The sequence below is a fragment of the Nonomuraea sp. NPDC049714 genome (genome assembly GCF_044465295.1).
Classification (GTDB): domain Bacteria; phylum Actinomycetota; class Actinomycetes; order Streptosporangiales; family Streptosporangiaceae; genus Nonomuraea.
This window is the reverse complement of the sequence record NZ_JBITLM010000010.1, coordinates 42,798-67,339: the sequence shown is the minus strand read 5'-3', so window position 1 is coordinate 67,339 and position 24,542 is coordinate 42,798. Positions and strand designations below refer to the sequence as shown.

At 70.4% G+C, this 24,542-nt stretch carries 19 protein-coding genes; 14 read left to right on the top strand and 5 right to left on the bottom strand.

Annotation, left to right across the window (positions count from 1 at the left end; all coding sequences use genetic code 11):
• Nucleotide 1: 1 nt before the first annotated feature.
• Genes ACIBQX_RS33565 through ligD (ACIBQX_RS33555) form a run of 3 tightly spaced genes read right to left on the bottom strand, consistent with a single transcriptional unit; the run spans nucleotide 2 to nucleotide 2,039 of the window.
• Nucleotides 2–214: a hypothetical protein gene (locus ACIBQX_RS33565; protein ID WP_397011665.1), complete on the bottom strand. Its 213-nt coding sequence runs from the start codon at nucleotides 212–214 to the stop codon at nucleotides 2–4.
• A gap of 31 nt (nucleotides 215–245) precedes the next feature.
• Complete coding sequence (gene ligD, locus ACIBQX_RS33560) at nucleotides 246–1,127, bottom strand: non-homologous end-joining DNA ligase (protein ID WP_397011663.1); 882 nt, start codon at nucleotides 1,125–1,127, stop codon at nucleotides 246–248.
• Between the two features lie 30 nt (nucleotides 1,128–1,157).
• Nucleotides 1,158–2,039: a non-homologous end-joining DNA ligase gene (gene ligD / locus ACIBQX_RS33555; protein WP_397011661.1), complete on the bottom strand. Its 882-nt coding sequence runs from the start codon at nucleotides 2,037–2,039 to the stop codon at nucleotides 1,158–1,160.
• A gap of 83 nt (nucleotides 2,040–2,122) precedes the next feature.
• On the opposite strand from ligD (ACIBQX_RS33555), the gene ACIBQX_RS33550 reads away from it, so the two are divergent.
• The 3 genes from ACIBQX_RS33550 to ACIBQX_RS33540 all read left to right on the top strand — a co-directional run bounded on the left by ACIBQX_RS33550 (nucleotide 2,123) and on the right by ACIBQX_RS33540 (nucleotide 4,922).
• A complete protein-coding gene (locus tag ACIBQX_RS33550; RefSeq protein WP_397011659.1) occupies nucleotides 2,123–3,022 on the top strand; it encodes a Ku protein in 900 nt (299 codons plus the stop codon).
• 1,403 nt (nucleotides 3,023–4,425) lie between these two features.
• Nucleotides 4,426–4,653 carry a hypothetical protein gene (locus tag ACIBQX_RS33545; protein ID WP_397011657.1) on the top strand — a complete coding sequence of 76 codons (228 nt, stop codon included), beginning with the start codon at nucleotides 4,426–4,428 and terminating at the stop codon, nucleotides 4,651–4,653.
• A gap of 116 nt (nucleotides 4,654–4,769) precedes the next feature.
• Nucleotides 4,770–4,922: a hypothetical protein gene (locus tag ACIBQX_RS33540; protein WP_397011656.1), complete on the top strand. Its 153-nt coding sequence runs from the start codon at nucleotides 4,770–4,772 to the stop codon at nucleotides 4,920–4,922.
• 1,199 nt (nucleotides 4,923–6,121) lie between these two features.
• Here the strand turns inward: ACIBQX_RS33540 and ACIBQX_RS33535 are convergent.
• Both ACIBQX_RS33535 and ACIBQX_RS33530 read right to left on the bottom strand, forming a co-directional pair.
• Nucleotides 6,122–6,463, bottom strand: a complete 342-nt coding sequence (locus tag ACIBQX_RS33535; RefSeq protein WP_397011654.1) for a hypothetical protein — start codon at nucleotides 6,461–6,463, stop codon at nucleotides 6,122–6,124.
• Between the two features lie 484 nt (nucleotides 6,464–6,947).
• The gene (locus tag ACIBQX_RS33530; protein ID WP_397011652.1) at nucleotides 6,948–7,214 is read right to left on the bottom strand and encodes a hypothetical protein; all 267 of its coding nucleotides are present in this window, start codon (nucleotides 7,212–7,214) and stop codon (nucleotides 6,948–6,950) included.
• 644 nt (nucleotides 7,215–7,858) lie between these two features.
• On the opposite strand from ACIBQX_RS33530, the gene ACIBQX_RS33525 reads away from it, so the two are divergent.
• From ACIBQX_RS33525 to ACIBQX_RS33475, 11 genes are all read left to right on the top strand, one after another.
• Nucleotides 7,859–8,755: an alpha/beta fold hydrolase gene (locus ACIBQX_RS33525; protein ID WP_397011650.1), complete on the top strand. Its 897-nt coding sequence runs from the start codon at nucleotides 7,859–7,861 to the stop codon at nucleotides 8,753–8,755.
• A 42-nt stretch (nucleotides 8,756–8,797) separates the two neighbouring features.
• The gene (gene moeZ, locus ACIBQX_RS33520) at nucleotides 8,798–9,979 is read left to right on the top strand and encodes an adenylyltransferase/sulfurtransferase MoeZ (protein ID WP_397011648.1); all 1,182 of its coding nucleotides are present in this window, start codon (nucleotides 8,798–8,800) and stop codon (nucleotides 9,977–9,979) included.
• A gap of 77 nt (nucleotides 9,980–10,056) precedes the next feature.
• Nucleotides 10,057–10,776, top strand: coding sequence for a hypothetical protein (locus tag ACIBQX_RS33515; protein ID WP_397011646.1), 720 nt, complete (start codon nucleotides 10,057–10,059; stop codon nucleotides 10,774–10,776).
• 13 nt (nucleotides 10,777–10,789) lie between these two features.
• Nucleotides 10,790–12,007: a S8 family serine peptidase gene (locus ACIBQX_RS33510; RefSeq protein ID WP_397011645.1), complete on the top strand. Its 1,218-nt coding sequence runs from the start codon at nucleotides 10,790–10,792 to the stop codon at nucleotides 12,005–12,007.
• Between the two features lie 155 nt (nucleotides 12,008–12,162).
• Nucleotides 12,163–12,963: a hypothetical protein gene (locus ACIBQX_RS33505; protein ID WP_397011643.1), complete on the top strand. Its 801-nt coding sequence runs from the start codon at nucleotides 12,163–12,165 to the stop codon at nucleotides 12,961–12,963.
• Nucleotides 12,957–14,114, top strand: a complete 1,158-nt coding sequence (locus tag ACIBQX_RS33500) for a S8 family serine peptidase (RefSeq protein ID WP_397011641.1) — start codon at nucleotides 12,957–12,959, stop codon at nucleotides 14,112–14,114. Before ACIBQX_RS33505 ends, ACIBQX_RS33500 begins: the two co-directional genes overlap by 7 nt.
• Nucleotides 14,115–14,136: 22 nt before the next feature.
• Nucleotides 14,137–14,496: a hypothetical protein gene (locus ACIBQX_RS33495; protein ID WP_397011639.1), complete on the top strand. Its 360-nt coding sequence runs from the start codon at nucleotides 14,137–14,139 to the stop codon at nucleotides 14,494–14,496.
• The gene (locus ACIBQX_RS33490) at nucleotides 14,484–14,804 is read left to right on the top strand and encodes an MGMT family protein (protein ID WP_397011637.1); all 321 of its coding nucleotides are present in this window, start codon (nucleotides 14,484–14,486) and stop codon (nucleotides 14,802–14,804) included. The genes ACIBQX_RS33495 and ACIBQX_RS33490 overlap by 13 nt, the downstream gene beginning before the upstream one ends.
• A gap of 95 nt (nucleotides 14,805–14,899) precedes the next feature.
• Nucleotides 14,900–17,752: a CDP-glycerol glycerophosphotransferase family protein gene (locus tag ACIBQX_RS33485; RefSeq protein WP_397011635.1), complete on the top strand. Its 2,853-nt coding sequence runs from the start codon at nucleotides 14,900–14,902 to the stop codon at nucleotides 17,750–17,752.
• 198 nt (nucleotides 17,753–17,950) lie between these two features.
• Entirely contained in the window at nucleotides 17,951–21,229 is a 3,279-nt protein-coding gene (locus tag ACIBQX_RS33480) for an ATP-dependent helicase (RefSeq protein WP_397011633.1), read from the top strand.
• A complete protein-coding gene (locus ACIBQX_RS33475) occupies nucleotides 21,223–24,531 on the top strand; it encodes an ATP-dependent helicase (RefSeq protein WP_397011631.1) in 3,309 nt (1,102 codons plus the stop codon). Before ACIBQX_RS33480 ends, ACIBQX_RS33475 begins: the two co-directional genes overlap by 7 nt.
• Nucleotides 24,532–24,542: the final 11 nt, after the last annotated feature.

The following is a 24,542-nucleotide window of genomic DNA, read 5'->3' as shown; positions in this document are numbered from 1 at the left end:
CTCAGCGATAGTCGTCATCATCGAGCTCGACCACCCGGTCCTGCTCCGCCGCGTCGGCCGGGTCCACTTCGAGCGGGGTCTCCCGGCGTGCCTGGGTCTCGCCCTCGCCGAGCTGGCGCTGCTGCTCGGCGGCGTCGGCCTCCGGAGCCTCCATGGACAGCTCCTCGCCCTCGGCGAAATGTCCTTCGTCCCCGCGTATGTCCATCTCCGACATTGGTCCCCCTCTACGTGTGGACGCGTCCAGCCTACGCCCGGGTGAAAAGGTCGCCGTGCTCATCCACTCTGGCGAGCACGTCCGACGTGGTGAACACCAGATCCTCGGGGTTCTCGCAGGCTTCCACCTCCTTCCACAGCAGCGGGGTCGACACCGTCGGGTGCGCCCTGGCCCGCAGTGAGTAGGGGGCCACGGTGGTCTTCGCGGGATTGTTCTGACTCCAGTCGATGAACACCTTGCCCGGTCGCAGCTTCCTGGTCATCACGCTGAGCACCTGCTCGGGATGCTCCTTCGCGAGCATCTGGGCCAGCCGCCTGGCGTACGCCGACGCCTCGTCGCGGCCGTCCCAGTCGGCGTAGAGCTGCATGCCCTTGCTGCCGCTGGTCTTCGGCCTGGCGGTGAGCCCGTCGTCCGCCAGCACCGCGCGCAGCATGAGGGCCACCTCGCAGCACTCCACGATCGTCGCGGGCGGGCCGGGGTCCAGGTCGAACACCAGCGTGTCGGGCGGCAGCGCCTCGCCCTCGGCGGACACCCGCCACTGCGGCACGTGCAGCTCCAGGGCGGCGAGATTGGCGTAGTAGACCAGGGTCGGCAGGTCCTCGACGATGGCGAAGTCGATGGTCTCGCGGTTCTTGGTGCTGCCGGGCACGGGCAGCCGGACCCTGCGCACCCACTCGGGCGTGTGCTCGGGGGCGTTCTTCTCGAAGAAGCTGGCGCCCTCGACACCGTTCGGGTAGCGCTTGACGGTCAGGGGTCTGCCGTCGAGGTGCGGCAGCAGAACCGGCGCGATGCGACTGTAGTAGTCGATGACCTCGGCCTTGGCGAATCCGACCTCCGGATAGAGCACCTTGTCCAGGTTGCTCAGCGTCAGCTCGCGCCCGTCGACCTTGACCGGAACCTTCGCCCTGCTCATCGGGCCGGGCTCACCTCGCTCGTCACAGCCCTACCTCCTTACCTCCGAAGGGAGTTTGTCCGGACGCAGGCCCCGCCACACGGGGTGGCGCAACCTCTGCTCGTCCGTCCACATGGTGTAGGCCACCTCCCCGACCAGATCCGGTCTAACCCATCGATTACGCCACGGAACCGGGTTGTGGAAGGGGCTGCGGGGGATCTCCAGCGGGCGCAGGATCGCGTACAACAGGTTGAGGACCTCGTCGGTGAAGCCGGTGCCGACGTGTCCGACGTACGTCAGCCCCCGCGACGTGAACACGCCCATGATCAGCGAGCCGATCCCGGCGGCCCGGCGGCCCTTGCCGGGCTTCCAGCCGCCGATCACCACCTCCGTCGTGCTCAGGTTCTTGACCTTGACCCAGGAGGGGGAGCGCACGCCCGGCCGGTAGGGCGAGTCGAGGCGCTTGGCGACGACGCCTTCCAGGCCCTGCTCGTGGGTGGCGGAGAGCAGGTCGCTGTCTCCGGGGAAGTACGGCGGGGCGCCGATGTCCAGCTCGTCGAGCAGGGCGCGCCGGTCCTGGTAGGGCAGGTCGCACAGGGACATGCGATCCAGGTAGAGCAGGTCGAAGGGGACGTAGGTGACCGGGTAGCGGTCCACGATCAACGGTTCGGGATCGGTCAGGTGCATCCGGTGCTGCAACCGTACGAAACTGGGCTTGCCGTGGGGGTCCAGAGCCACCACCTCGCCGTCGATGACCGCATTTTTGATGGCGAACCCCGAAATTTCGGGGTATTTGCGGGTGTAGTCGGCGCCGTGCCTCCCCGTGACCTTGAGCGCGTCGTCCAGGTGCATGAGGGCTCTGATGCCGTCCCACTTGACCTCCAGGCCGTACCGCTCGCGATCGGACGGTAGTTCCCCAGGTACGGCCAGCATTGGTTCGAGGGGGTGTGGCATTGCTTGCACCATGACGGGTATGTGCCCATTAGCGACCCGCCCGCTACCGCTGAGGAGTGCCCATGCGCAGCATCTGGAAAGGTGCGATCTCCTTCGGGCTGGTCACCATCCCGGTCAAGCTCTACTCGGCGACCGAGCAGAAGGACGTCAGCTTCCATCAGGTGCACCGCGACGACGGCGGCAGGATCCGCTACAAGCGGGTCTGCACGATGGACGGCGAAGAGGTCCCCTACGCCGACATCGCCAAGGGCTACGAACTGGCGACCGGCGAGATGGTGGTGCTGACGGACGAGGACTTCGAAGGCCTGCCGCTCAGCACCTCACGCAGGATCGACGTCCTGCAGTTCGCCCCCGCCGAGCAGATCGACCCCATCTACTTCGCCAAGTCGTACTACCTCGAACCTGACGCCCAGGGCGCCAAGCCGTACGTGCTGCTGCGTAACGCGCTGGAGAGCTCCGGCCAGGTCGCGGTGGTCAAGGTCGCCCTGCGCCAGCGCGAGTCCCTCGCCACCCTGCGCGTACGCGACGGCGTCTTCGTGCTGGAGACCATGCTCTGGCCCGACGAGATCCGCAAGCCCGACTTCGAGTTCCTCGAAGAGGACATCGAGGTACGCGCCCAGGAGCTCAAGATGGCCGAGTCGTTGATCACCACGATGGAGTCCGACTTCGACCCGACCGAGTACCACGACACCTACCGCGAGGCCCTGCAAGAGGTGATCGAGGCCAAGGTCGCGGGCAAGGAGGTCATCGCGCCGCCGGAGGGTGAGGAGGAGGCCGGCCCGGCCGTCGACCTCATGGCCGCGCTGCGGGCGAGCGTCGAGGCGGCCAAGCGCGAACGCGACGGCGAGGCCGCCAAGCCGAAGAAGGCGGCGTCCAAGGCCGCTGCCGCCAAGTCGACGGCGTCGAAGGACACCAAGGAGAAGGAAGCGGCCCCCAAGCGCAAGACCCGCAAGTCCGCCTGAACACCCCTGCCACCCCAGCCCCTGTCAGGGCGGCCCGGCCGTGCCTGTGTTTGCCAGGTTGACTCGTCCCGCCGCGCCCGCCTTCGTCGCGGCGGTCCGGTCCGGTGCGCCCGCCCTTGTCAGGATGGCTGGACCCGCCGTGCCGCCTTTGTCACGGCGGCTCGTCCCGCCGTTTCCGGCACTGTGAAGGCGGCTTGGCCCGCGTGCTCGGTGTTGCCACTCTCGTCCCGCCGCCCGCCGCCCGCCGTTCGCCTGGTGTACGTGCGCTTGGGCCGCAGGACTGGCGTGCGCCGCGTGAATCGCGGCGAGCAACCGAGAGGTGCCGTCAGTTGTCGGTACGGCGCGAGTGCTGACCTTTGAACACGGCTGTGTACGGCGCGCTGCCGGCGCGAGCGCGGGCGTGCTGACCTGTGGGTACAGCCCGCGTGCTGATCTGTGTACGGCCTGCGTGCTGATCTGTGTGTACGGCCTGCGTTCTGGCATTCGTGTGCGGTGGGCGTAGCGGTTGGGCGTGCGGCGGGCGTCGTGGCGCTCGCGTGGCGGCGGTCGGGGCGTCGGGTGTGCGGCGATTTGTGCTGCGGCGGTCAGTGTGCGGTGGGCGTGCTGGCGGTTTTGTGCACGCCCTGGGTGCTGATGGGTGGTCGTACGACAGGCGGGTCCGTAGTTGTGCTGCGGGGTGTGCCGGCTTCAACGAGGGCTGGAAGGACGCCCTGATGGGCTTGGCCAGGCGTACGGACTGCCGGGCATCGCTGTCGGGCTTGGCCGGCTTGGGACGGGCTTCGTCATCGCTCAGGCGCCTGGCGCCGGAGACTGGTCGCGCCTGAGACTGCTGGTGCTTGGGCCGGCGGTTTCGGTCGGTGCTCTTCTTATGGTCGAGGCGGCTTGTGACCGCATCATTCGACGGCTCACGAGCTCACCAGCACGCCGAAGGCGATCGGCTGGCTTGCGAGACCGACCCTGGCCCGGAACAGATCAACTCACCTCCACCCGAGCCACCTCGGCGCTTCGATGATCGTGCGGGTGTCAGGCCCTTTGGTGATCTTGTGGTGGGTGAGCCTTGGGGACGCGATCTTGAGGTCTTGCTGTCTGAGGCGAGTAGATCGTTGGGCGGGACATAATCGGACAAATCGCAGCATTTCATTTGATAAATGCTTAATGCAAGCAATAAGGTTCTTGGGGTATAGCAAAATGGGGTCATTCCAGTTTATTTGCCCCCTCTCCCGGAAATGACTTTTCACGGATGACTCGTTAACGGCCATCCGAGACAGTACCGGTAATCCGGAAATGTCGAGAACGGGGCAACCGATCCTTTAGGGGGAAACGCAATGCCCAAGCTCAAGAGTGTTATCGCAGGAGTCGCCATCAGTACGGCGCTGACTGGGGGGGCAGTCAGTCTGGGCGCGATGACCACCGCAACCAGCGCCAACGCGGCCACCACCGTAAAGGCCGGCACGTCCGTCCTCGCCGGCTCGGGCTGCTGGCGCCACCGCCGCTGCGGTTGCGGCCACTGGCGGCACCACCGTCACCACCACGGTCGCCAGAAGATCCGCATCAAACTGCACGTGCACAACAACAACCACAACAACAACCACAACGACAACCGCCAGGTCGCCAACGGCGACGACTTCTGACCGCCGAAGCTGAATGGGAGCACGCTTCAGCTTGAACCTGTGTTGCATATCTGAATGCCATAGGGTTTCATCAATGCGATGAAGTCGAGCGCCTGCATGGGTGCCCGTATTCGAGGGTGACGTCGCTTTTCATCGAACAGCGACATGCACCGTTTGAATACGGGCATTCGGCGTTGCAAAATCACGAGATGGAAGCCGGCACCCCTGCCCTGAATGCCGCCCCCGAACGGCTTCAGCACAATCCCGAACGGCCCGAGCGCGACACCTGACGGGCCAGAGCAAGACCTTGTCGCCCCCACCGCCCATGCGGTGTCAACGGCTCCGCGCGGCTTGGCCAACCCCACATAGGGACACCCCCCGGCATTCCCAGGAGTCGCCCCCTGGCACCACGGCGGATCCCCGGTCGCGCCACGTCAGATCGAGCGGCGTCGACAGGATCTGTCTCCGCGCCGAACATCTGATCCCGGACGACAGGCAGTACAGAATTGGCCGCCCACCTGGCGCGACCCTCGCCGATCCGAGCCTCAAGGCCCCATAGAAGCCTGGCTGGGTCAGCTCCCAGCTGAGTTGGTGCGACATCATCATCGGTACGCTGGATGACCTTGCCCTTGCCCTTCGAGCCGCCCTTTGCCGGCAACGGCCTGGGCCTGCGTCACGTCGGGCGCGTACCGGATCTCACCCAACGGCAGAAGGCCGACGGTTCGGTGGTGTGACCGAGGCTGACCTGCCCGTGAAGGAGGAGGTGCGTCGGGTACTGCCGGCTGGGCGGCCGGAGGACGCGTTCCTGAGCGAGGAGGCCGGTGAACCCGGCTGGATAGCGTCGCTGGATCCTGGACGACATCGACGGGACCTTGGTCTTCGTGCTGGGCGACGAACGCTGTGCCTTCGCCGTGGACGTGGCGGAGGTGCGGGGTGCGGCGATGGCTTCGGGGAGTCGCCCGAGGCGCTGGGAACGTGCCGGGTCTGCCGATGGCCGAGACGAGGCCCGCACGGTTTCTGCCGAAGGGCGGGATCGGCCGGCGGCGGTGCTGTGTCGGCCGACTGGTCATGCACGGGGCGCTACCGGGGGCCTCAGGGGAGTGGACGTGGCGGTGCAGGTGGGCGGAAGGTGTGGGATTGCGCGCCGTCGTCCGTGATCGTGACTGGGGGTCCGGCGGTGCACAGGACTGTGTGCTTGGTCCCGGCCGGCGGCTCCATGGCCGAGCCCGTCGATGCGGAGAAGCAGCCGGCGATGCGAGTGGCCGGGGTCACCGTTAATCGCCTTGCTCTGGCGCTGGGAGAGGGCACGGGACGAGGGGGATGTGGGGAAGGTCGAATGCCCGTATTCGATGGATGAAGTTCGCTGCTCGGTGAGGAGCCGCGGTCCATCGAATACGGGCACTTATCCAGGTGCTAGGAGTTCATCGCAGATGCAACCCTATGACCCTTGGATGTTCGACTCAGGCTCAAGCTGACGCGTGATCCTTGGTCATTCGCCGTCGTCGCCGCCGTTGCCGCCGCCGTTGCCACCGTTGTTGGGCGTGACATCGATGTCGCGACGGTTGTCGTTGGTGTTATTGGTGTGGTTGTTGTTGTGCACGTGCACCCTCACACGAACCTTGCCGTGGCCGTGGCGGTGGTGGCGGTGACCCCAGTGGCCGCCCCAGCCCCAGCCGCAGTGGTGGCGGTGCCCGCAGCCCGAAGCCAGGACGGACGAGCTCGTGCTGACAGCGGTCTCGGCGTTGGCCGCCGAGGTCATCGCGCCCACGGTGACCGCGCCACCCGTCAGCGCCGAGCTGATGGCGACACCTGCGAGAAGACTCTTGAGCATGGGCATTGCTTTTCCCCCTAAAAGGATCGGTTGCCCCGTTCTGATGTTTCCGGATTACCGGGAACTGTTGCGAATAACTGCTATATGTCATCCGCATCGTGTATATTTCCTGGCTCGGTGGCGGACAAACCGGCTACTGTCCGGCTTTGCTCCGTAATAGCATTTTCATTGCATTCATCAAGATCCGCCCCGATAAATGGCGAAGCCTCAGCGTGCAGAAAGCAGAGCGGGCATGGCAAAAGGCCCCCCTGGCGAGCCAGGCGAGCCTTTCTTGTGAATGACGGTCTGATCTTGTGAATGACGGTCTGAATGGCGTACGGAGATCGAGCCGAATATGGAGCCGGGCCGAGTGCCCGTATTCGCCGGGCGTCGTCCATGGACCACCCGGTGAATACGGACACTCATTCGCGTGCCTCATCGGCGCGTGCCCGGTTGGTTCGACCGGCGGCCGGACCGAGGCCGAAGCCGGGGCCGAGTGGAAGCCTCAGTCGGTGACGTCCCCGGTCTCGTCCTCTTCGGTCTCGTCGTTCCTGTTGACGTTGTTGGTGCAGTTGCGGTTCTCGATCTTGATGGTGACTTCGCGCCGGTGGAAGTGCCGGAAGTGATGGTCGTTCTTGCAGGTGTCGCCGGTGAGGACAGGCGCGCTGGCGACGGCGCTCGCCGTGGTGGTCAACACGCTCATGCCGACCAGGCCGCCGGCCAGTGCCGTGCTGATGGCGACTCCCGCGATAACACCCTTGAGCTTGGGCATTGCGTTCCCCCTGAATGATTTGATGGTCCGTTCCAGACTTTTCCGGATTACCGGAAAACATCCTGGGTGGCTAACCAACCACCCATTTAATGGCATTTCCTGGACAGGAGAGAAGTAAACTGTGTCTGTGCTATTTTGCCGTAGAGCAACGGCTTTATTGCTTACATTGAATGACATCCACCGCAATACTGCGACTTGTCCGAGCATGTCGTAATCAGTGCTGACCGACTAAAGGGCACGCGCCGCCTCGGGAAAGATGCCACCGTGTCCGAGCTCCGCCATCTTTCGCCCTCAAGGGTGTCCCGCACTTCCTACGAGCCGACGCCAAGTGCCGCTACCGCCACCCATCTGCCATCTGGTTGTCATGTTCTCCGATCTCGAAGGCCACAAACGACGATCAGTAGCCTTTATCCATAGTTGGAAAGTCATGAGATCGTTTAGATATCCATAAATGGAAATAAGCTGATATGTCCGAATCGGGATCACGGCCGACGGCAGAGCCCCGGTCCGACGGCCGGCACTCCCCGCCACCAGCGCCCCGCCCTCCCCGTCTTTCGTATGGTTGGTACGTACCGCGCCGAAGACCGAGACCCGGTGCCACGGTCCCGGCAGCGGGACGCTCAGGTGACGGAGAGGAGCAGACGATGGCGGAGCCGGTCCCCCACTGGCCAGGACGCATGATCGGTCCGGTGCACGTCAGGTCCACCCCGAAGGGCGCCGCCGAGCAGGCGGTGTTCGTCCACGGCCTGGCCGGTTCGGCGACCAACTGGACCGACCTGATGGAAGAGCTGAGGGACGAGGTCACCGGGCACGCCATCGACCTGCCCGGAGCGGGTTTCTCACCCGAGCCCGCCGACGGCGACTACAGCGTCGCCGCGCACGCCACCGCGGTGATCGGTCTCCTGGAGCGCATCGGGCCCGCCCATCTGTTCGGCAACTCGCTGGGCGGTGCGATCTCGGTCAGGGTCGCCGCCACCCGCCCCGACCTGGTCCGCTCGCTGACGCTCATCTCGCCCGCGCTGCCCGACCTGCTGCCCCGGTACGGGCCGGTGCGGGTGGCGGCGGCCGCCACGCCGCGGCTGGGCGAGTGGGTGGCCGACAGGCTCAGGCTGGTCCCGGCCGAGCAGCGGATCAACGCCTCCTTCAGCATGGTCTGGGCCAACGCCCGCGCGGTGCACCCGGTGCGGCTGCGTGACGCGGTGGAGGAGCTGCGCCGGCGCGACTCCGTGCCGCACGCGGCCGCCGCGATGATCGGCTCGGCCAGGGGCATCGTGGCCGAGTACTTCCGCCGTGGCGAGGACAACCTGTGGCGGCAGGCGGAGCAGGTCCAGGCGGCCACTTTGATCATCCACGGCCGGCACGACCGGTTGGTGCGGCCCGCCATGGCCGCCAAGGCCGCCCGCTCGTTCCGTCAGGTCAGGCTGGTGCTGCTGCCCAGGGCGGGGCACGTGGCGATGATGGAGCTGCCGCAGGTCGTGGCCATCGAGGCGCGCCGTCTGATCAGTGAGACACGATTGGGGAATGCCCCACTGCCCGGCTAGGTTTCACTGAGAGATAAGACCCCTGAAACGGGAGCGTTGAAAGTGTCGTTGCCACCGCTGGTCGAGCCGGCCGCCGAACTTACTGTCGACGAAGTGCGCCGCTACTCGCGCCACCTGATCATCCCTGACGTGGGGATGGCCGGGCAGAAGCGGCTGAAGAACGCCAAGGTGCTGTGTGTGGGCGCCGGCGGCCTTGGGTCGCCCGCGCTGCTCTACCTCGCCGCGGCAGGTGTCGGCACGCTCGGGATCATCGATTTCGACGTCGTCGACGAGTCCAACCTGCAGCGCCAGGTCATCCACGGTCAGTCCGACGTGGGCCGGCTCAAGGCCGAGAGTGCCGCCGCGTCAGTCCGCGAGATCAACCCCCTGATCGACGTCGTGGTGCACAACGCGACGCTGACCACCGAGAATGTCATGGAGATCTTCTCCGGCTACGACCTCATCGTCGACGGCACCGACAACTTCGCCACCCGCTACATGGTGAACGACGCCGCGGTGCTGCTCGGCAAGCCGTACGTCTGGGGCTCGATCTACCGCTTCGACGGCCAGGCGAGCGTCTTCTGGGCCGAGCACGGCCCCTGCTACCGCTGCCTCTACCCCGAGCCCCCGCCTCCCGGCATGGTCCCTTCGTGCGCCGAGGGCGGCGTGCTGGGCGTGCTCTGCGCCTCGATCGGTTCGATCCAGGTCAACGAGGCCATCAAGCTGCTCACCGGCATCGGTGACCCGCTGGTCGGCCGGCTGATGATCTACGACGCCCTGGAGATGAAGTACCGCGACGTCAAGGTCCGCAAGGACCCCGAGTGCGTGCTGTGCGGCAAGAACCCCACGGTCACCGAGCTGCTGGAGGACTACGAGGCGTTCTGCGGCGCGATCTCCGACGAGGCCGCCGAGGCCGCCACCGGTTCGACGATCACCGCTCAGGAGCTCAAGGCGATGCAGGACGGCGGCGAGAGCATCTTCCTCGTCGACGTGCGCGAGCCCAACGAGTACGAGATCGTCTCCATCCCCGGCGCCACGCTGATCCCCAAGGGTGAGTTCCTCAACGGATCCGCGCTGGAGCGGCTCCCGCAGGACAAGCGCATCGTGCTGCACTGCAAGTCGGGCGCGCGCTCGGCGGAGGCGCTGGCGGTCGTGAAGAACGCCGGCTTCTCCGATGCCGTTCACGTCGGCGGCGGCGTGCTGAGCTGGATCAAGACGGTGGACCCGAGCCTGCCCGAGTACTAAATCCCTGAACGGTCCAATCCCGTCAACGGTCCGGTTTCTGAGGATGACGGAGGGTCGCCCGCATTAAGGTCGATCCTGTGGACAATCCTCGCCTCTGGCCCTCCCTCGTGGTGGCCTCCGCGCTGACTTTGGTCTGCGCGGTGGCCGCCGGGATGGCGGCCGGTGAGGCGGGGACCGAGCTCACCCGCGGCCCGAGCGCCGCCGAGCTCCGAGCGGCGGCCGAGCGCGAGGTCGCCGAGCGCTGGCGCACCTGGGAGGCCGGGCGCATCTTCCCCGCCAGCCTGCCGTACTCCGCGGAGCAGGGCGGGCGGGAGCGGGCCAGCCGGATCGGCATCTCGCCCGACACGGGCTGCGCCGGCTCGGTCGACGCGAAGGTGGCCGAGGCGCTGGCCGTGGCGGGGTGCCGGGCCGTGCTCCGCGCCACCTACATCGACGCGCTGCGCGGCGTGCTCGTCACCGTCGGGGTCGTCGCGCTGCCCGACGAGCCGCGCGCCGCCCACGCCAGGATCGCGTTCCCGGGCGCGGGCAAGCCCGTGCCCGGTCTGCGACCGCTGGCCTTCCACGGTACGGTCTCCCACCGTTTCACTCCTGCCGTGCGGCAGGCGGGCTCGGTACGGCAGGAGGGCCCGTACCTGGTGCTGACCACGGCCGGGCAGGTCGACGGCAGGCCGCCCGTGACGTCCGGCGAGCAGCGTCCGGCCGTCTACGCCTTCGCGACCGAGCTCTCCGAGCGAGTGCTGGCGGACCTGAGCGCGCCGGTGATGCCCGACTGCTCGGCCAAGGAGTGGCAGTGCTGAGCGAGGAGCGGCAGTGCTGAGCCGGGTCGGCGTGGCCGTGCTGGCGGGGGCGTTGCTGTTCGACGCGCCGCCCGCCGTCGCCGACGAGGTGCGCCGCGGCCAGCGTCAGGTGATCGAGGCGCTCGACCTGCGTACGGCCTGGCGGATCAGCAAGGGCGAGGGCGTCAGCGTGGCGGTGCTGGACTCCGGCGTCGATCCCGGGCACCGCGATCTGGCCGGTTCGGTGACCGTGGGCAAGGACTTCGCCGACGGCGCGAACCCGCCGGGGGTGCCGCCCCTGCGCATGCACGGCACGTACATGGCCTCGCTGATCGCCGGGCACGGGCACGGGCCCGACGGGAGGTTCGGCGTCATCGGGGTCGCGCCCGAGGCGGGGGTGCTGTCGGTGCGGGTGATCCTGGAGGACGAGGAGCCGGGCTTCAAGGAGTTCACCACCTCCCAGCGGTTCGAGAACTCCGTCGCCGACGGCATCCGTTACGCGGTCGACCAGGGCGCTGACGTGATCAACCTGTCGATCTCCAAGGAACTGCCGAACAGGCAGGAGCGCGCGGCCGTCCGTTACGCGATCTCCAGGGGCGTCGTGCTGGTGGCGGCGGCGGGCAACCAGGGCGCGGACGGCGGGACCGTTCCTCTCTCCTATCCGGCTCCCTTCTCCTATCCGGCGTCCTTTCCCGGTGTGGTGTCGGTGGGGGCGGCGGACGGGAAGCTGCGGCGGGCGGCGTTCTCCAAGCGGAATCCCTCGGTCGTGGTGGCCGCGCCCGGGGTCGACATCATGGGCGCCGGGCCCGACGGCGGGTACTGGGTGGGCAAGGGCACGTCTCAGGCGACCGCGCTGGTCTCGGGAGTCGTCGCCCTGATAAAAGCGAAATATCCAGAAATGTCGCCGCCGTTGGTGGTGCAGGCCCTGGCCGAGAGCGCGACCGACAGGCCGCCGGGCGGCTACGACACCGGCACCGGATTCGGCGTCGTCAACGCCGCCAGGGCGCTGGCCGAGGCCGGCAGGCTGGCCCGCCACACCGTGACGGCCGCGGCCGGCCAGGCGCACGACCCCGCCAGGCCGCTCGGCGGCGGCCCGACGGGCCCGGTCAGGGTCGTCCACCGGGACGGCGAGCATGTCATGGCCTACGGCTCCATCGCCGCGGCGCTGGCCGCGGGCGCCCTGGGCTCGCTGGCGGTCATCTTCGCTCTGGTCAGGAGAGTGCGACGCGCGCACAATTGCCAAGACGCATGATCCGCCATCTAAGGGGGACGAATTAGACACGTAGCCGAACGGGGAACGAGGCGGTGGTGAAGGCACGCAGGTCCACCTCAGGTCTGCCACGCGCCGGGGGAGCAGCCACGCCGGGACGGAGGAATCCGCTCGGAGCCACCGGCCGCGGTTCCCGCGTGCGCGACTGGCCTGCGGCCGGCGGCGCGAGCAGGACGGCCGCCAAGGAGCGGGCCGAGGCCGAAGCGCTCCAGCAGGGCATCCGCTACCGGCGGCTGTTCGTGGCGTTGCTCGGCACCATCGTGGCCCTGTCGGCCGTCATCGTGCTGCTGGGCACCGCCGGTCTGTTCAGGGAGACCCGGTCCCGGCCGCTGACCCCCGAGGAGCAGAACCGCTACAAGCAGGAGGAGATCGCCAGGCGCTGGCAGTCCTGGCCCGCCACGAGCGTCTTCCCCGAAGAGGTGAAGTACCTCGGGCTCGACCGCGTCCAGCAGTACGCCAGACGCGTCGGCATCGCCCCCGAGACCACCTGCCGCAACGCCGTCGACTCCTCGATCGCCACGATCCTCGACGGCCACGGCTGCCTCACCATGCTGCGCGCCACCTACGTCGACCAGACCTCCACCTTCGTCATGACCGTAGGCGTGGCCGTGCTGAAGGACGAGGAGGCCAGGGTCTCCGCCGGTGAGGAGCTCACCCAGGACGACCGCGTGGGCGTGCTGCCCGTCGCCTTCCCCGGCACCGTGTCCGAACGGTTCCAGGCCCAGCAGCGCCAGCGCACCGGCTGGGTGGGCGCCGGACCCTACCTCGTCTTCTCCACCGCGGGTTACGCCGACGGCCGCACCAGGGCCGCCATCCCCCCGGAGGAGATCCTGCACAGCGAGCTCTGGCCGGCGGCCAGGTCGGTCGGCAACCAGATCGCCTACTTCCTCGCGGACCCGCCCAAGGTGCCGCCCTGCACCCAGGGGAACGTGTGCTGACCGCCGTACGCGTGCTGACCGCCGTCATGCTCGCCCTGCACGCCCCGGTCGAGGCGCCCATCAGGGAGAAACAGCAGTGGGTGCTCGACGCGCTCAACGTCGAGCAGGCGTGGACCATCACCAAGGGCAAGGGCGTCACCGTGGCCGTCATCGACAGCGCCGTCGACAAGGGCGTCAAGGAGCTGCGCGGCCGCGTCACCGTCGGCCCCGACATGAGCTCGTCCTCGGCGCGCGACCAGGCGGCCCCCGGCAGGCACGGCACCGCGATGGCCGGGCTGATCGCCGGCTCCGGCGCCGACGACGGCCTGATCGGCGTCGCGCCGGAGTCCCGCGTCCTGTCCCTGCCGCTGGCGCTGGACGAGGAGCCCGACCTCCACGCGATCCCGCCGCTGGAGGACCAGCGAAGCGCGACGCAGAGCCCGCTGGCCCGGGCGCTGCGTTACGCCGCCGACCACGGCGCCCAGGTCGTCAGCATGTCGATCGGCACCTACGGCCCGCAGCGCACCGAGCGCGAGGCCGTCTCCTACGCGCTCGGCAAGGGCGTCGTGCTCATCGCGGCCGTGGGCAACGACGGGCAGAGCGAGTACGCCAAGGAGAAGGGCACCTCCTACTGGAGCTTCCCCGCCGGCTACCCGGGGGTCGTCGGGGTGGCCGCCGTCGACAAGCAGAGCAAGGTCGCGCCGTACAGCAGTGACAATCTGTCCGTGCTGGTCGCCGCGCCGGGATCCGGGGTGCCCGTGATCAAGCGTGGCGGCGGCTACGAGGTGACCGACGGGACCAGCTCGGCGGCTGCGCTGGTGGCGGGGGTCGCGGCGCTCATCAAGGCACGCCATCCCGACATGCGGCCGGCCCAGGTGGCGCAGGCGCTGGCCGCCGGCTCCAGGGGCCGGCCCGCCGCCGGCTACGACGACAGGAGCGGGTTCGGGGTGGTCGACGCCGTGGCCGCGATGAACGCCGCCGAGCGGCTTGCCGGCGAGCGGCGTTCCCTGCCCGTGCCGGACGACCAGCACTTCGGGCAGGGGGAGGACTCGCCGCCGCCGTCGGCGCCCGGTCCCGATCCGTGGCGGCTGTGGCTCTACGGCGGGGGAGTTCTGGTGGCGCTCATCCTGTTCTGCGGGGCGATCGTCATGCTCAATCAGCGCAGACAGTAAAGATCCGCTATGGTCGCGCGTCATGGGATACGAGCTACGCGTGGTTCGTGAGTCTCCGCTGGCCTTTGGAGAGCTGGCGAGGGCGATCGCGCCGGCCGGTTTCGAGCTGCGCGGATCGGACGAGATCGTCGCCAGACATGGCGGCGGCACGCACCCTGTGGGCGCATGGCGGGACCAGCTGATCGGGGAGCCCGGCTCCGACTGGCAGGTGGCGCAACTCGTCCGGCTGGCCGCCGCGCTCGGCGCCAGGCTGGTCGGCGAGGACGGCGAGGTCTACGCGCTGCGCAACGGGGTCGTGGAGGTGCTGGCCGACGGCACCGCGATGGAGATCGGCAAGCTGGACGAGATGATCGACGCGGGCCCGGCGGCGTGGACGCCGTGAACCCGTTCGCCGAGGCGGTGCTCGAAGTAGTCGAGCGCATCCCGCCCGGCAGGGTCATGTCCTACGGCGACATCGCCGAGTATCTGGGCGAGGGCGGGCCGAGGCAGGTGGGCCGGGTGATGTCCACGTACGGAGGCGGTGTGCCCTGGTGGCGGGTGGTGCACGCGGACGGCACGGGCGCGCCGGATCACGAGGCGCGCTGCCTGGCCCACTGGAGGGCCGAAGGCACCGCACTGCGGGGTGAGCGGGTGGACATGCGGAAGGCACGCTGGGATGGGCGTTCAGCCGATTTTCAGGAAGCGCCGTGACCTGCTTTTTCGGTTTAGGGGCGATTTGTTGACATGTGACTCCTATTAGCATGAGCAGAAACACTGACGGCGGCCCGAAAGGCGGTGCCCACCCGATGGCTACCGGCGTAACAGCCCAGAGCCCGGGCGGCGAAGCGGTCCCCGACCGCCTCAAGGCGGTCCAGGATCTCTGCGATCGCGGCGAAGCACTCGACGCCATCATGCGCGTGGTCGGCCCAGGCGGCCGTGACTCCGCGTTCGACACCGAGGTACTCAGCGGCCCACTGGGCGCGCGGATGGACCTGGCGGTCAAGCGTGGCGCCGCGCGCAGGCGCGAGCTGCTCACCTTGCTGCGCCCCTACCTGGGGGGCGTGGACGCGGGCGTCAAGCGTGAGCTGCCCGTGGCCCGGCGCCTCATCTGCCACCTGATCGAGCACCGCCCCGACGACGAGCTCGTCGACGGCGAGACCCTCACCAAGGTCGTCGCGGCGGCGGCCGAGCCGTCCAAGCGCATCCGCAAGGGCCTGCGCTGGTACGCCGACCTGCCGTTCCGCGACGAGCTGCCGGCCGAGCTCTACCGCCTCAAGCGCGCCGACATGGTGCCGGTGACCCACATCGACGACATCGTCTGGGTCGGCGGCAAGCTGCGCATCACCGGCTTCGCCTACCTCGCGGGCCTGTCCGTCCGCAGCCGCCGCTTCAACCGGGCGACCGTGGTGCTGCGCGGCCCGCGCTGGCTGCCGCCCGTGCGGCTGCGTACCCGCCGGGTGCTCGCGCCCGAGGCCACCCACACCGCCCGCGAGCCCGGCTGCAACTACGACTGGTCCGGCTTCAGCGCGGAGCTCAACCCGTGGGCGCTGCGCTGGCGCGGCGCGGTGCGCGGGGTCGTCCACGCCGCGCGCCGTCGCATGCGCCGTCGTCCCGCCGTGCGCGACGCCACCACCTGGCGCGCCGAGATCGTGTTCTGGAGCCGCGGCGCCAGGGCCACCGGCCTGCTGCGCGGCGCCTCCGTGGGCCGCAGTGAGCGTCCCGCCGGCCGCAAGCTGCGGTCCGGCCTGTGGGCCAGGCCGGTCTGGACCTCCGACCGCGCCCTGCAGGTGGCGCTCCAGCCCAACCGGGCCGAGCTGACCGGCGTCACCGTCGACGAGGACCGCCTCGGGCTGCAGATCTTCCTGCCCGACCGCGCGGTGACCAAGGGCCACGCCCGGCTGGGCGGCCACCGCATCGCCGCCGAGTTCACCCCCTCGGGCAAGGGCACCGAGGTGCTGATCAGCCTGGCGGTGCCCGCGCTGCTGCAGGAGAAGGACGGCCGCCGCCTGTGGGTCGAGCCCAAGGGCGACCCCGCGGCCTCCGTCATGCTGGGCGATCTGGCCAACACCAGGACGACCGTGGCGGACCGCGAGATCACCGTGCTCGGCGACCGGCGCGACCGCGTCGTCATCTCCGCGCACCGGATCCGCCCGGTGATCGTCTCAGCCGTGTGGGAGGGGCAGACGCTCGTCCTCAAGGGCGACTATCCGGACGCGCCGGGGCCGCGCTCGCTGACCCTGCGCCACCGCTCCGGCCTGTCCTACCTGATCCCGATGGAGCGCTCCGGCGAGGACTTCACCGTACGGATCACCCCGGCCGCCATGGACCGGTTCGGCGAGTCGGTGCCGCTGTCGTCCGGCACCTGGAACATGACCGTGCGCCACCCGTCCGGCGAGATCGTCCCGGTCCGCATGGAGCACGCCTCCCTGGAGACCCTGGACGAGGAGCCGCGCGTCCTCGGCGGCCACGCCTTCCGGATGATCTCCACCCGCTTCGACGTGCCCGTGGTGATGTCGGAGGAGGAGCGGCCCGCGGACGAGAAGGGCGTGGCGGGCACCCACGTGCTGCGGCGCGTCTTCTACCCCGCCCAGCGCACCGAGCCGCTCAACGATGCCACCGTCTACGTCGTCAACGACGGCCGCCTGTACGCCGACAGCGTCCGGGCCGTCTACGAGGAGCGGCTGCGGCGCGGCGACGACCGTGAGCACATCTGGATCGTCAAGGATGGCGCGTTCGTCCCGCCGGGCCCGGCGACCGTGGTGCGCGCGGGCAGCCGGGAGCACCACGCGGCGCTCGCCAGGTCCCGCTACATCGTCACCAACGCCTTCCTGCCCGTCTGGTTCCGCTCCCGCGAGGGCCAGGTCGTCGTGCAGACCTGGAACGGCACCCCGGCCAAGCACATCGGCAACGACCAGGCGCACATGAACCGCGACCCCCGCCCGCCGATCTGGCACCGGCAGGCCGCGGAGGTGCGCGGCTGGGACGTGCTGCTGTCGCAGTCGCCGTGGGCCACGCCGGTGCTGCGTCAGGCGTTCGGCTATCAGGGCGAGGTCCTGGAGAGCGGCCTGCCGCGCAACGACGTCCTCACCTCGCCCGACAGGGACGAGCTGGCGGCGGCGGTGCGGGCCCGGCTCGGCCTGGCCGAGGGCAAGCGCGTGATCCTCTACGCGCCGACCTGGCGCGACTACGACCGTAAGAACGCCATGGTCAAGCTCGACCTGGCCAAGGCCCGCGAGGCGCTCGGCGCGGACCACGAGCTGCTGGTACGCGCCCACCCCATGCAGGCCACCCCCGCCGTCCCCGACATCGCCCGTGACGTCACCACTTATCCCGATATCGCGGATCTGCTGCTGGTGACGGACGTGCTGGTGACGGACTACTCCTCGGTCATGTTCGACTTCGCCGTGACCGGCCGCCCGATCGTGCTGTACGGCTACGACCTGGCGAAGTACGCCACCAAGCGGGGCCTGTACGTCGACCTGCCGGAGATCGCGCCCGGCCCGGTGCTGTCGACCTCGACGGACGTGGTCGAGGCGCTGCGCTCCATCGATGAGGTGGCGGCCGCGCACGCCGACCGCTACGACACCTTCCGGGCCACCTTCGCCCCGCGCGACGACGGCAAGGCGACGGCCAGGGTCGTGGACCACATCTTCTCCTGAGGGACCTGCTCACCGGCGCGCCGGGCTCCGGCGTGTCGGTGAGAATCCCGATATTTCCCCAGATACCGTGGGCGATCGCGCGGGGGCACCGGTCAAGTCGGCACGATCTACCCCTGTGGTCTGGTGGAATCTAGTGTTGTGAGTGGTCAGACCTGGCGACTGGTGCGCCGCAGCAGTGCGGGGCCTGTCGAGGCCCCTGTGCTGGATGAACATCAGCGCGCTGTGGTGGAGCACCGGAGCGGCCCCCTGCTGGTGCTCGCCGGGCCGGGCACCGGCAAGACCACCACCGTCGTGGAGAGCGTCGTCGACCGGATAGAGCGGCGCGGCACCGACCCCGAGCGGGTGCTGATCCTCACCTTCAGCCGCAAGGCCGCCGGCGAGCTGCGCGAGCGCGTCACCGGGCGACTGCGCCGCACCACCCGCACGCCGCTGGCGCTCACCTTCCACTCCTACGCCTACGCGCTGCTGCGCCGCGAGGCCGTGCTGGCCGGCGAGCGGCCACCGCGCCTGCTCACCGGCCCCGAGCAGCTCCTGGAGGTGCGGCGGCTGCTGCACGGCGAGCTGCAGGACGGGGCGCTGGAATGGCCCGAGGACCTGCGCGAGCCGCTGAAGACCCGCGGGTTCGCCGAGGAACTGCGCGACTTCCTGTCCCGCGCGGCCGAGCGCGGCCTGGACGGCGATCGGATCCAGGAGCTCGGCAGGCGCCACGGCCGGGCCGACTGGGTGGCGGCCGGCCGGTTCTCCCAGCGCTACCAGGTCCGCTTCGACCTGGACCCCGATCCGGCGCTGGACTACTCCGAGCTGATCAGGGCGGCGGCGGGGCTGCTCGCCGATCCCGACGTGCGCCGACGCGAGCGCGCGGCGCACGACGCGGTGTACGTGGACGAGTACCAGGACACCGACCCGGCCCAGGAGTTCCTGCTGGAGCAGCTGGCGGGCGACGGCCGGGACCTGGTCGCGGTGGGCGACCCGGACCAGTCGATCTACGGGTTCCGTGGCGCGGACGTGCGCGGCATCCTGAAGTTCCCCGAGCGGTTCCGTACCAGAGAAGGGCGGGACGCGCCGGTGGTGGCCCTGCGGGTCTGCCGGCGCAGCGGCGCCGACCTGCTGACGGCCTCCCGCCGCGTCGCCGCCCGCCTGCCCGCCGCCCCCATGCCCGCCCGCCTGCCCGACGCTCCCATGCCGGCCCCCATGCCGTACGCTCCTCTGTCCACCGCTCCTGTGCCCGCCGGGGGCCGTTCGGGCGGCCACCGGGACCTGCTGCCGCTGCCGGAGACCCCAGAGGGGAACGTCCGGGTGCTGCTGGCCGACAGCACCAGCCAGGAGGCGGCGGTCGTCGCCGACACGCTGCGGCGCGCCCACCTGATCGACGGCGTGCCGTGGCACCGGATGGCGGTGCTCGTCCGGTCGGCGATCCGCCAGGTGCCGCTACTGCGCCGGGCGCTGGTCACCGCCGGGGTGCCCACGATGATCGCCGGCGACGAGGTGCCCATCGCCCAGGAGCCCGGCGTCCGGCCGCTGCTGACGATGCTCCGAGTCGCCATGGACGCCGCCGAGCTGGACGAGGGCGTGGCCGAGGAGCTGCTGACCGGCCCGCTCGGCGGCACCGACATGATCGGCGTACGCCGCCTGCGCCGCGCCCTCAAGATCGCCGAGAACGAGGCCGCCGCCGCCGACACACCCGCAGACGAGGAGCCCGCCGCCGACCCGTCGGCCGAGGCTGAGGTCGCCGGTGCGGCGTCGCGTGCCGGGGACGAGCCCGCCACCCTTCCGCTCGGGCCGCGCTCCTCGGGGGAGCTGCTGGTCGCCGCCGTCAAGGACGCGCGGGAGCTCGTACGGATCGAGCCGCACATCGCGCTGCCCGCCGAGCGGGTCGCCAAGCTGCTGGCCACGGCCAGGCAGGCGGTGCGGCAGCAGGGCAGCGCCGAGGAGGTGCTGTGGGCCGTCTGGCAGGGCAGCGGCCTGGCCGAGCGGTGGACGGAGCTGAGCCTGGCCGGTGGCGCCAGGGGCGCGCAGGCGGACCGGGACCTGGACGCGGTGGTGGCCCTGTTCGACCACGCGGCCCGCTTCGTCGACCGGATGCCCAAGGCCGGCCCCGAGGTGTTCCTGGACGACCTGGCCTCGCAGGAGATCCCCGGCGACACGCTGGCCGAACGGGCGCCCGACGGCGACGCCGTACGCGTCCTGACCGCCCACCGGGCCAAGGGCCTGGAGTGGGACGTGGTGGTCGTGGCCGGGGTGCAGGAGGGCGTCTGGCCGGACCTGCGGCTGCGCGGCTCCATGCTGGGCGTGGAGGACCTCGTGGAGGTGGTGGAGGGTGCGCGCCCGAACGCCGCCTCGCTCACCTCCAAGCTGCTGGCGGAGGAGCGCAGGCTGTTCTACGTGGCCGCCACGCGCGCCCGCCGCAAGCTGGTGGTGACCGCCGTGGGCGGCGAGGACACCGACGAGCGGCCCTCCAGGTTCCTGTCGGAGCTGTTGCCGGGCGCGGTGGAGGAGGCCACGGTCGACGACCGGGCCAGGTGGCTGAACATGTCCGCGCTGGTAGCCGATCTGCGCAGCGCCGTCACCGACCCCACCAAGCCCGCCGCGATGCGGCACAAGGCCGCCGAGCAGCTGGCCAGACTGGCCGCCGCGGGCGTGCACGGCGCGCACCCCAACGACTGGTACGCGCTGACCCCCATGACCGACGACCGCCCGCTGAGCTGGCCGGACGACATCGTCAGCATCTCCCCGTCGGCCGTGGAGAGCTTCACCAAGTGCGGCCTGCGCTGGCTGCTGGAGACCGCCGTCGGCGCCGCCGGGACCAGCTCCGCGCAGGGCCTCGGCACGGTGATCCACGCGCTGGCCGTGCTGGCCGCCACCGACCTGCCCAGCGAGGACCTGCTCGGCAAGCGGCTGGACGAGATCTGGACCGAGCTCGACTTCGGCGGCGTATGGTTCAACCGCAAGCAGCGCCAGGTCGCCGAGCAGATGATCGGCAAGTTCCTCCGCTGGCATCAGGAGAACCCGCGAGAGCTCGTCGCCCTCGAAGAGGCGTTCGTCGCCACGGTGGCCGACGGCGTCCAGATCAAGGGCCGCGTCGACCGGGTGGAGCGTGACGCGGAGGGCAGGGCGGTGATCATCGACCTCAAGACGGGCGGCGCCAAGCCCCGGCCGGGCGAGCTCGACCGTCATCCTCAGCTCGGCGTCTACCAGCTCGCGGCGCTGCTCGGCGCGTTCGCCAGGCACGGCATGACCGAGCCGGGCGGGGCCGCGCTGGTCCAGCTCGGCAAGGCGGCGGGCAAGACCGCCGCCGTCGAGCAGCAGCAGGGCGCCCTCGCCGAGGACCCGAACCCCGGCTGGGCCGGCGATCTGGTCGACACCGTGGCGATCGGCATGTCAGGGCCGTTCTTCCAGGCGAAGGTGAACGACGGCTGCCGCACCTGCGCGGCCAAGGCGAGCTGCCCCGTCAACGACAGCGGGGGACAGGTGTGCTGAACCCGGTCGAACTGGCCGACAAACTCGGCATCCTGCCGCCCACCCGCGAGCAGGCCGGCGTCATCGAGGCCCCGCTCGAACCCATGGTCGTGATGGCCGGCGCCGGTTCGGGCAAGAGCGAGACGATGGCCGGCCGCGTGGTCTGGCTGGTGGCCAACGGGCTGGTCAAACCCGCCAACGTGCTCGGTCTGACGTTCACCCGCAAGGCCGCCGCCGAGCTCGCCGTCCGGGTCAGGGAGCGGCTGAACGGCCTGGCGGAGGCGGGCCTGGTCGAGCCCGCGGCGCTCGACGAGGAGCCGACCGTCTCCACCTACCACGCCTACGCCGCCCGCCTGGTCACCGACCACGCGCTGCGCGAGGCGCTGGAGCCGACCATGCGCCTGGTCACGCCGGCCGTCTCGTGGCAGCTCGCCTCCCGGGTGGTGGCCATGTACGACGGGCCGATGGACCGGATCGAGCTGAGCCCGGCCTCGGTCACGGCCGCGGTGCTGGAGCTCGCCGGCGAGCTGTCGGAGCACCTGCGCGCCGCCCCCGACGTGCGCCGCGTGGGCGACTGGCTGCGCGACAGGTACGACGCGCTGCCGGGCCGGACGGTCGTCGCCCAGCGCAAGCCGCTGGCCGTGCAGGCGGCCAGGGAGCAACTCCTGCCGCTGGTGGAGGCGTACGAAAGGCTCAAGCGCGGCCGGGAGGTCATCGACTACGGCGACCAGATGTCGCTGGCCGCCAGGATCGCCGCCAACCACAAGGAGGTCGGCGAGATCGAGCGCTCCCGCTTCTCCGTGGTGCTGCTGGACGAGTACCAGGACACCAGCCACGCGCAGCTCGTGCTGCTGCGTTCGCTGTTCGGCGGCGGCCATCCGGTCACGGCGGTGGGCGACCCCTGCCAGTCGATCTACGGCTGGCGCGGCGCCTCGGCGGGCAACCTGCGCCGCTTCCCCCAGGACTTCAGGGCCGGCTCCGGCGACCTCGCCCCGGTGCGGCAGCTCAGCGTCAGCTTCCGCAACGGCGACCGGGTGCTCGACGTCGCCGCGCGCGTGCAGCTGCCGCTGCGCATGGAGGCGCGCGAGGTGCCCGTGCTGGTCCCCGGCCCCAACCGGGTCGATCGGGGCCGGGTCACCTGCGCCTTCCACGAGACGGCCGAGGACGAGGCCGGGTGGATCGCCGACGGCATCGCCAAGCTGCTGGGCAAGGAGGTCGCCCCCGACGGCCTGCCCTGGGGGGAGAAGGAGCGCAAGAAGACGCTCGCCATCCAGCCGCAGGACGTGGCGATTCTGGCGCGTAAGAGATCGCAGTTCCCCGCCCTGCGCAGGGCGCTGGAGGCGCGCGACATCCCCGTCGAGGTGGTCGGCCTGGGCGGCCTGCTCACCGTGCCCGAGGTCAACGACATCGTCGCGACACTGCGCGTGCTGTACGACCCGACGGCCGGCGACGCGCTGGCCCGGCTGCTCGCGGGGCCGCGCTGGCGGATCGGCCCCGCCGACCTGAGGGCGCTGGGCGAGCTCGCCCGCGAGCTGAACCGCGAGTCCCGGGACAGCCGCCGCGCCGACGACCCGCTGGACCAGGTGGTGGCCGACCTGGCCGAGGAGCGCGGCAGCCTGGTGGACGCGCTCGACGAGCTGCCCGACCGTGAGGCCTGGCTGCGCTCGTTCTCGCCGCTGGCCGCGACCAGGCTCGTCGCGCTCGCGCACGAGCTGCGCCAGCTGCGGGCCCACACCGGGCAGCCGCTGCCCGACCTGATCAGCGAGGTGGAGCGCAGGCTGGGCCTGGACATCGAGGTGGCGGCCCGCGGCGGCACGGTCAGCGCCTTCGCCGCCAGGGCCGACCTGGACGCCTTCCAGGACGCCGCGGCCCGGTTCGCCGGCGACTCCGAGGATCCGACGCTCGGCGCGTTCCTGGCCTACCTGCAGGCGGCCGAGAGCGAGGAGTTCGGGCTGGAGGCGGGCCGGGTCGGCGAGAGCAACAGCGTCAAGCTGATGACCGTGCACGCCTCCAAGGGGCTGGAGTGGCCCGTCGTGGTGGTGCCCGGCCTGTCGCAGCTCGTCAGCTCCAAGGGGACGATCGCCAGCGGCAGCATGTTCCCCGCCACGCCCGTCACCAACAGCCGCTGGACCGACAACCCCCGCAAGCTGCCGTACACGCTGCGCGGCGACGCCGCCGACCTGCCACGCCTGGCCGGGCTCGGCAAGGAGGAGCTGGCGGTGTTCGACGAGCTCTGCCGCGAGCGGGACCTCATGGAGGAGCGGCGGCTGGCGTACGTGGCCGTCACCCGCGCCCACTACCACCTGATCGCCTCCGGCTACCGGTGGGGGAGCGCCTCCAAGCCGCTGGCGCCGTCGGACTTCCTGCTGGAGATCCGCGACACCGCCGACCGGGTCGCGTTCTGGGCGCCCGAGATCGCCGAGGGCGCCACCAACCCGCTGCTGGCCGAGCCGGCCGAGGCCATCTGGCCGGTCACACCCGAAGGACTGCGGTACGAGTCCGTCCTCGACGGCGCCCGCCTGGTCGAGGCCGCACTGGACAGGGTGATGACGGCTCCTTCAGAGGACACGGCGGAGGACACAGCGGAGGACACGGCGCACGGGGCGGGTGCGGGTGAGACGCTGCGCGCGTTCGAGGAGGAGCGGGTGCGGGCCTGGGAGCGCGACACCGACCTGCTGCTGCGTGAGCGGGAGCTGCACCGGCGGCGCGGCTCCACCACCGTCGAGCTGCCGACCAAGCTGACCGTGTCCTCGCTGGTCACGCTGGCCGCCGACGCCCGCGAGCTGGCCCGCAGGATCCGCCGCCCGGTCCCGGTCAAGCCCGCGCCGCTGGCCCGGCGCGGCACGTCGTTCCACCGGTGGCTGGAGACCCGCTGGGACCAGCAGCGGCTCATCGACGACTTCGAGCTCGACCTGCTCCGGGAGCCGGAGGAGGCGGACGTGCGGCTGGCCGAGTTGCAGGAGCGGTTCGAGGAGAGCGAGTGGGCCGAGCGGAAGCCGCTCGACCTGGAGGTGCCGTTCGAGACCATGATCGCCGATCGGGTGGTGCGCGGCCGGATGGACGCCGTCTTCGAGCTGCCCGACGGGCGCTACGAGGTCGTCGACTGGAAGACCGGCGAGCCGCCCAAGGGCAAGGCGGCCAAGGCGGCGTCGGTGCAGCTCGCGGCCTACCGCCTGGCCTGGGCGCAGCTCGCGGGCGTGCCCCTGGAGAACGTGGGCGCGGCCTTCCACTACGTGCGCGCGAACCGGACCGTCCGGCCGGTGGACCTGCTCGACGCCGCCGGCCTGGTCGCCCTCATCGAGGCCGTCCCCACCCGCTCCTGACCTGCCGGTCC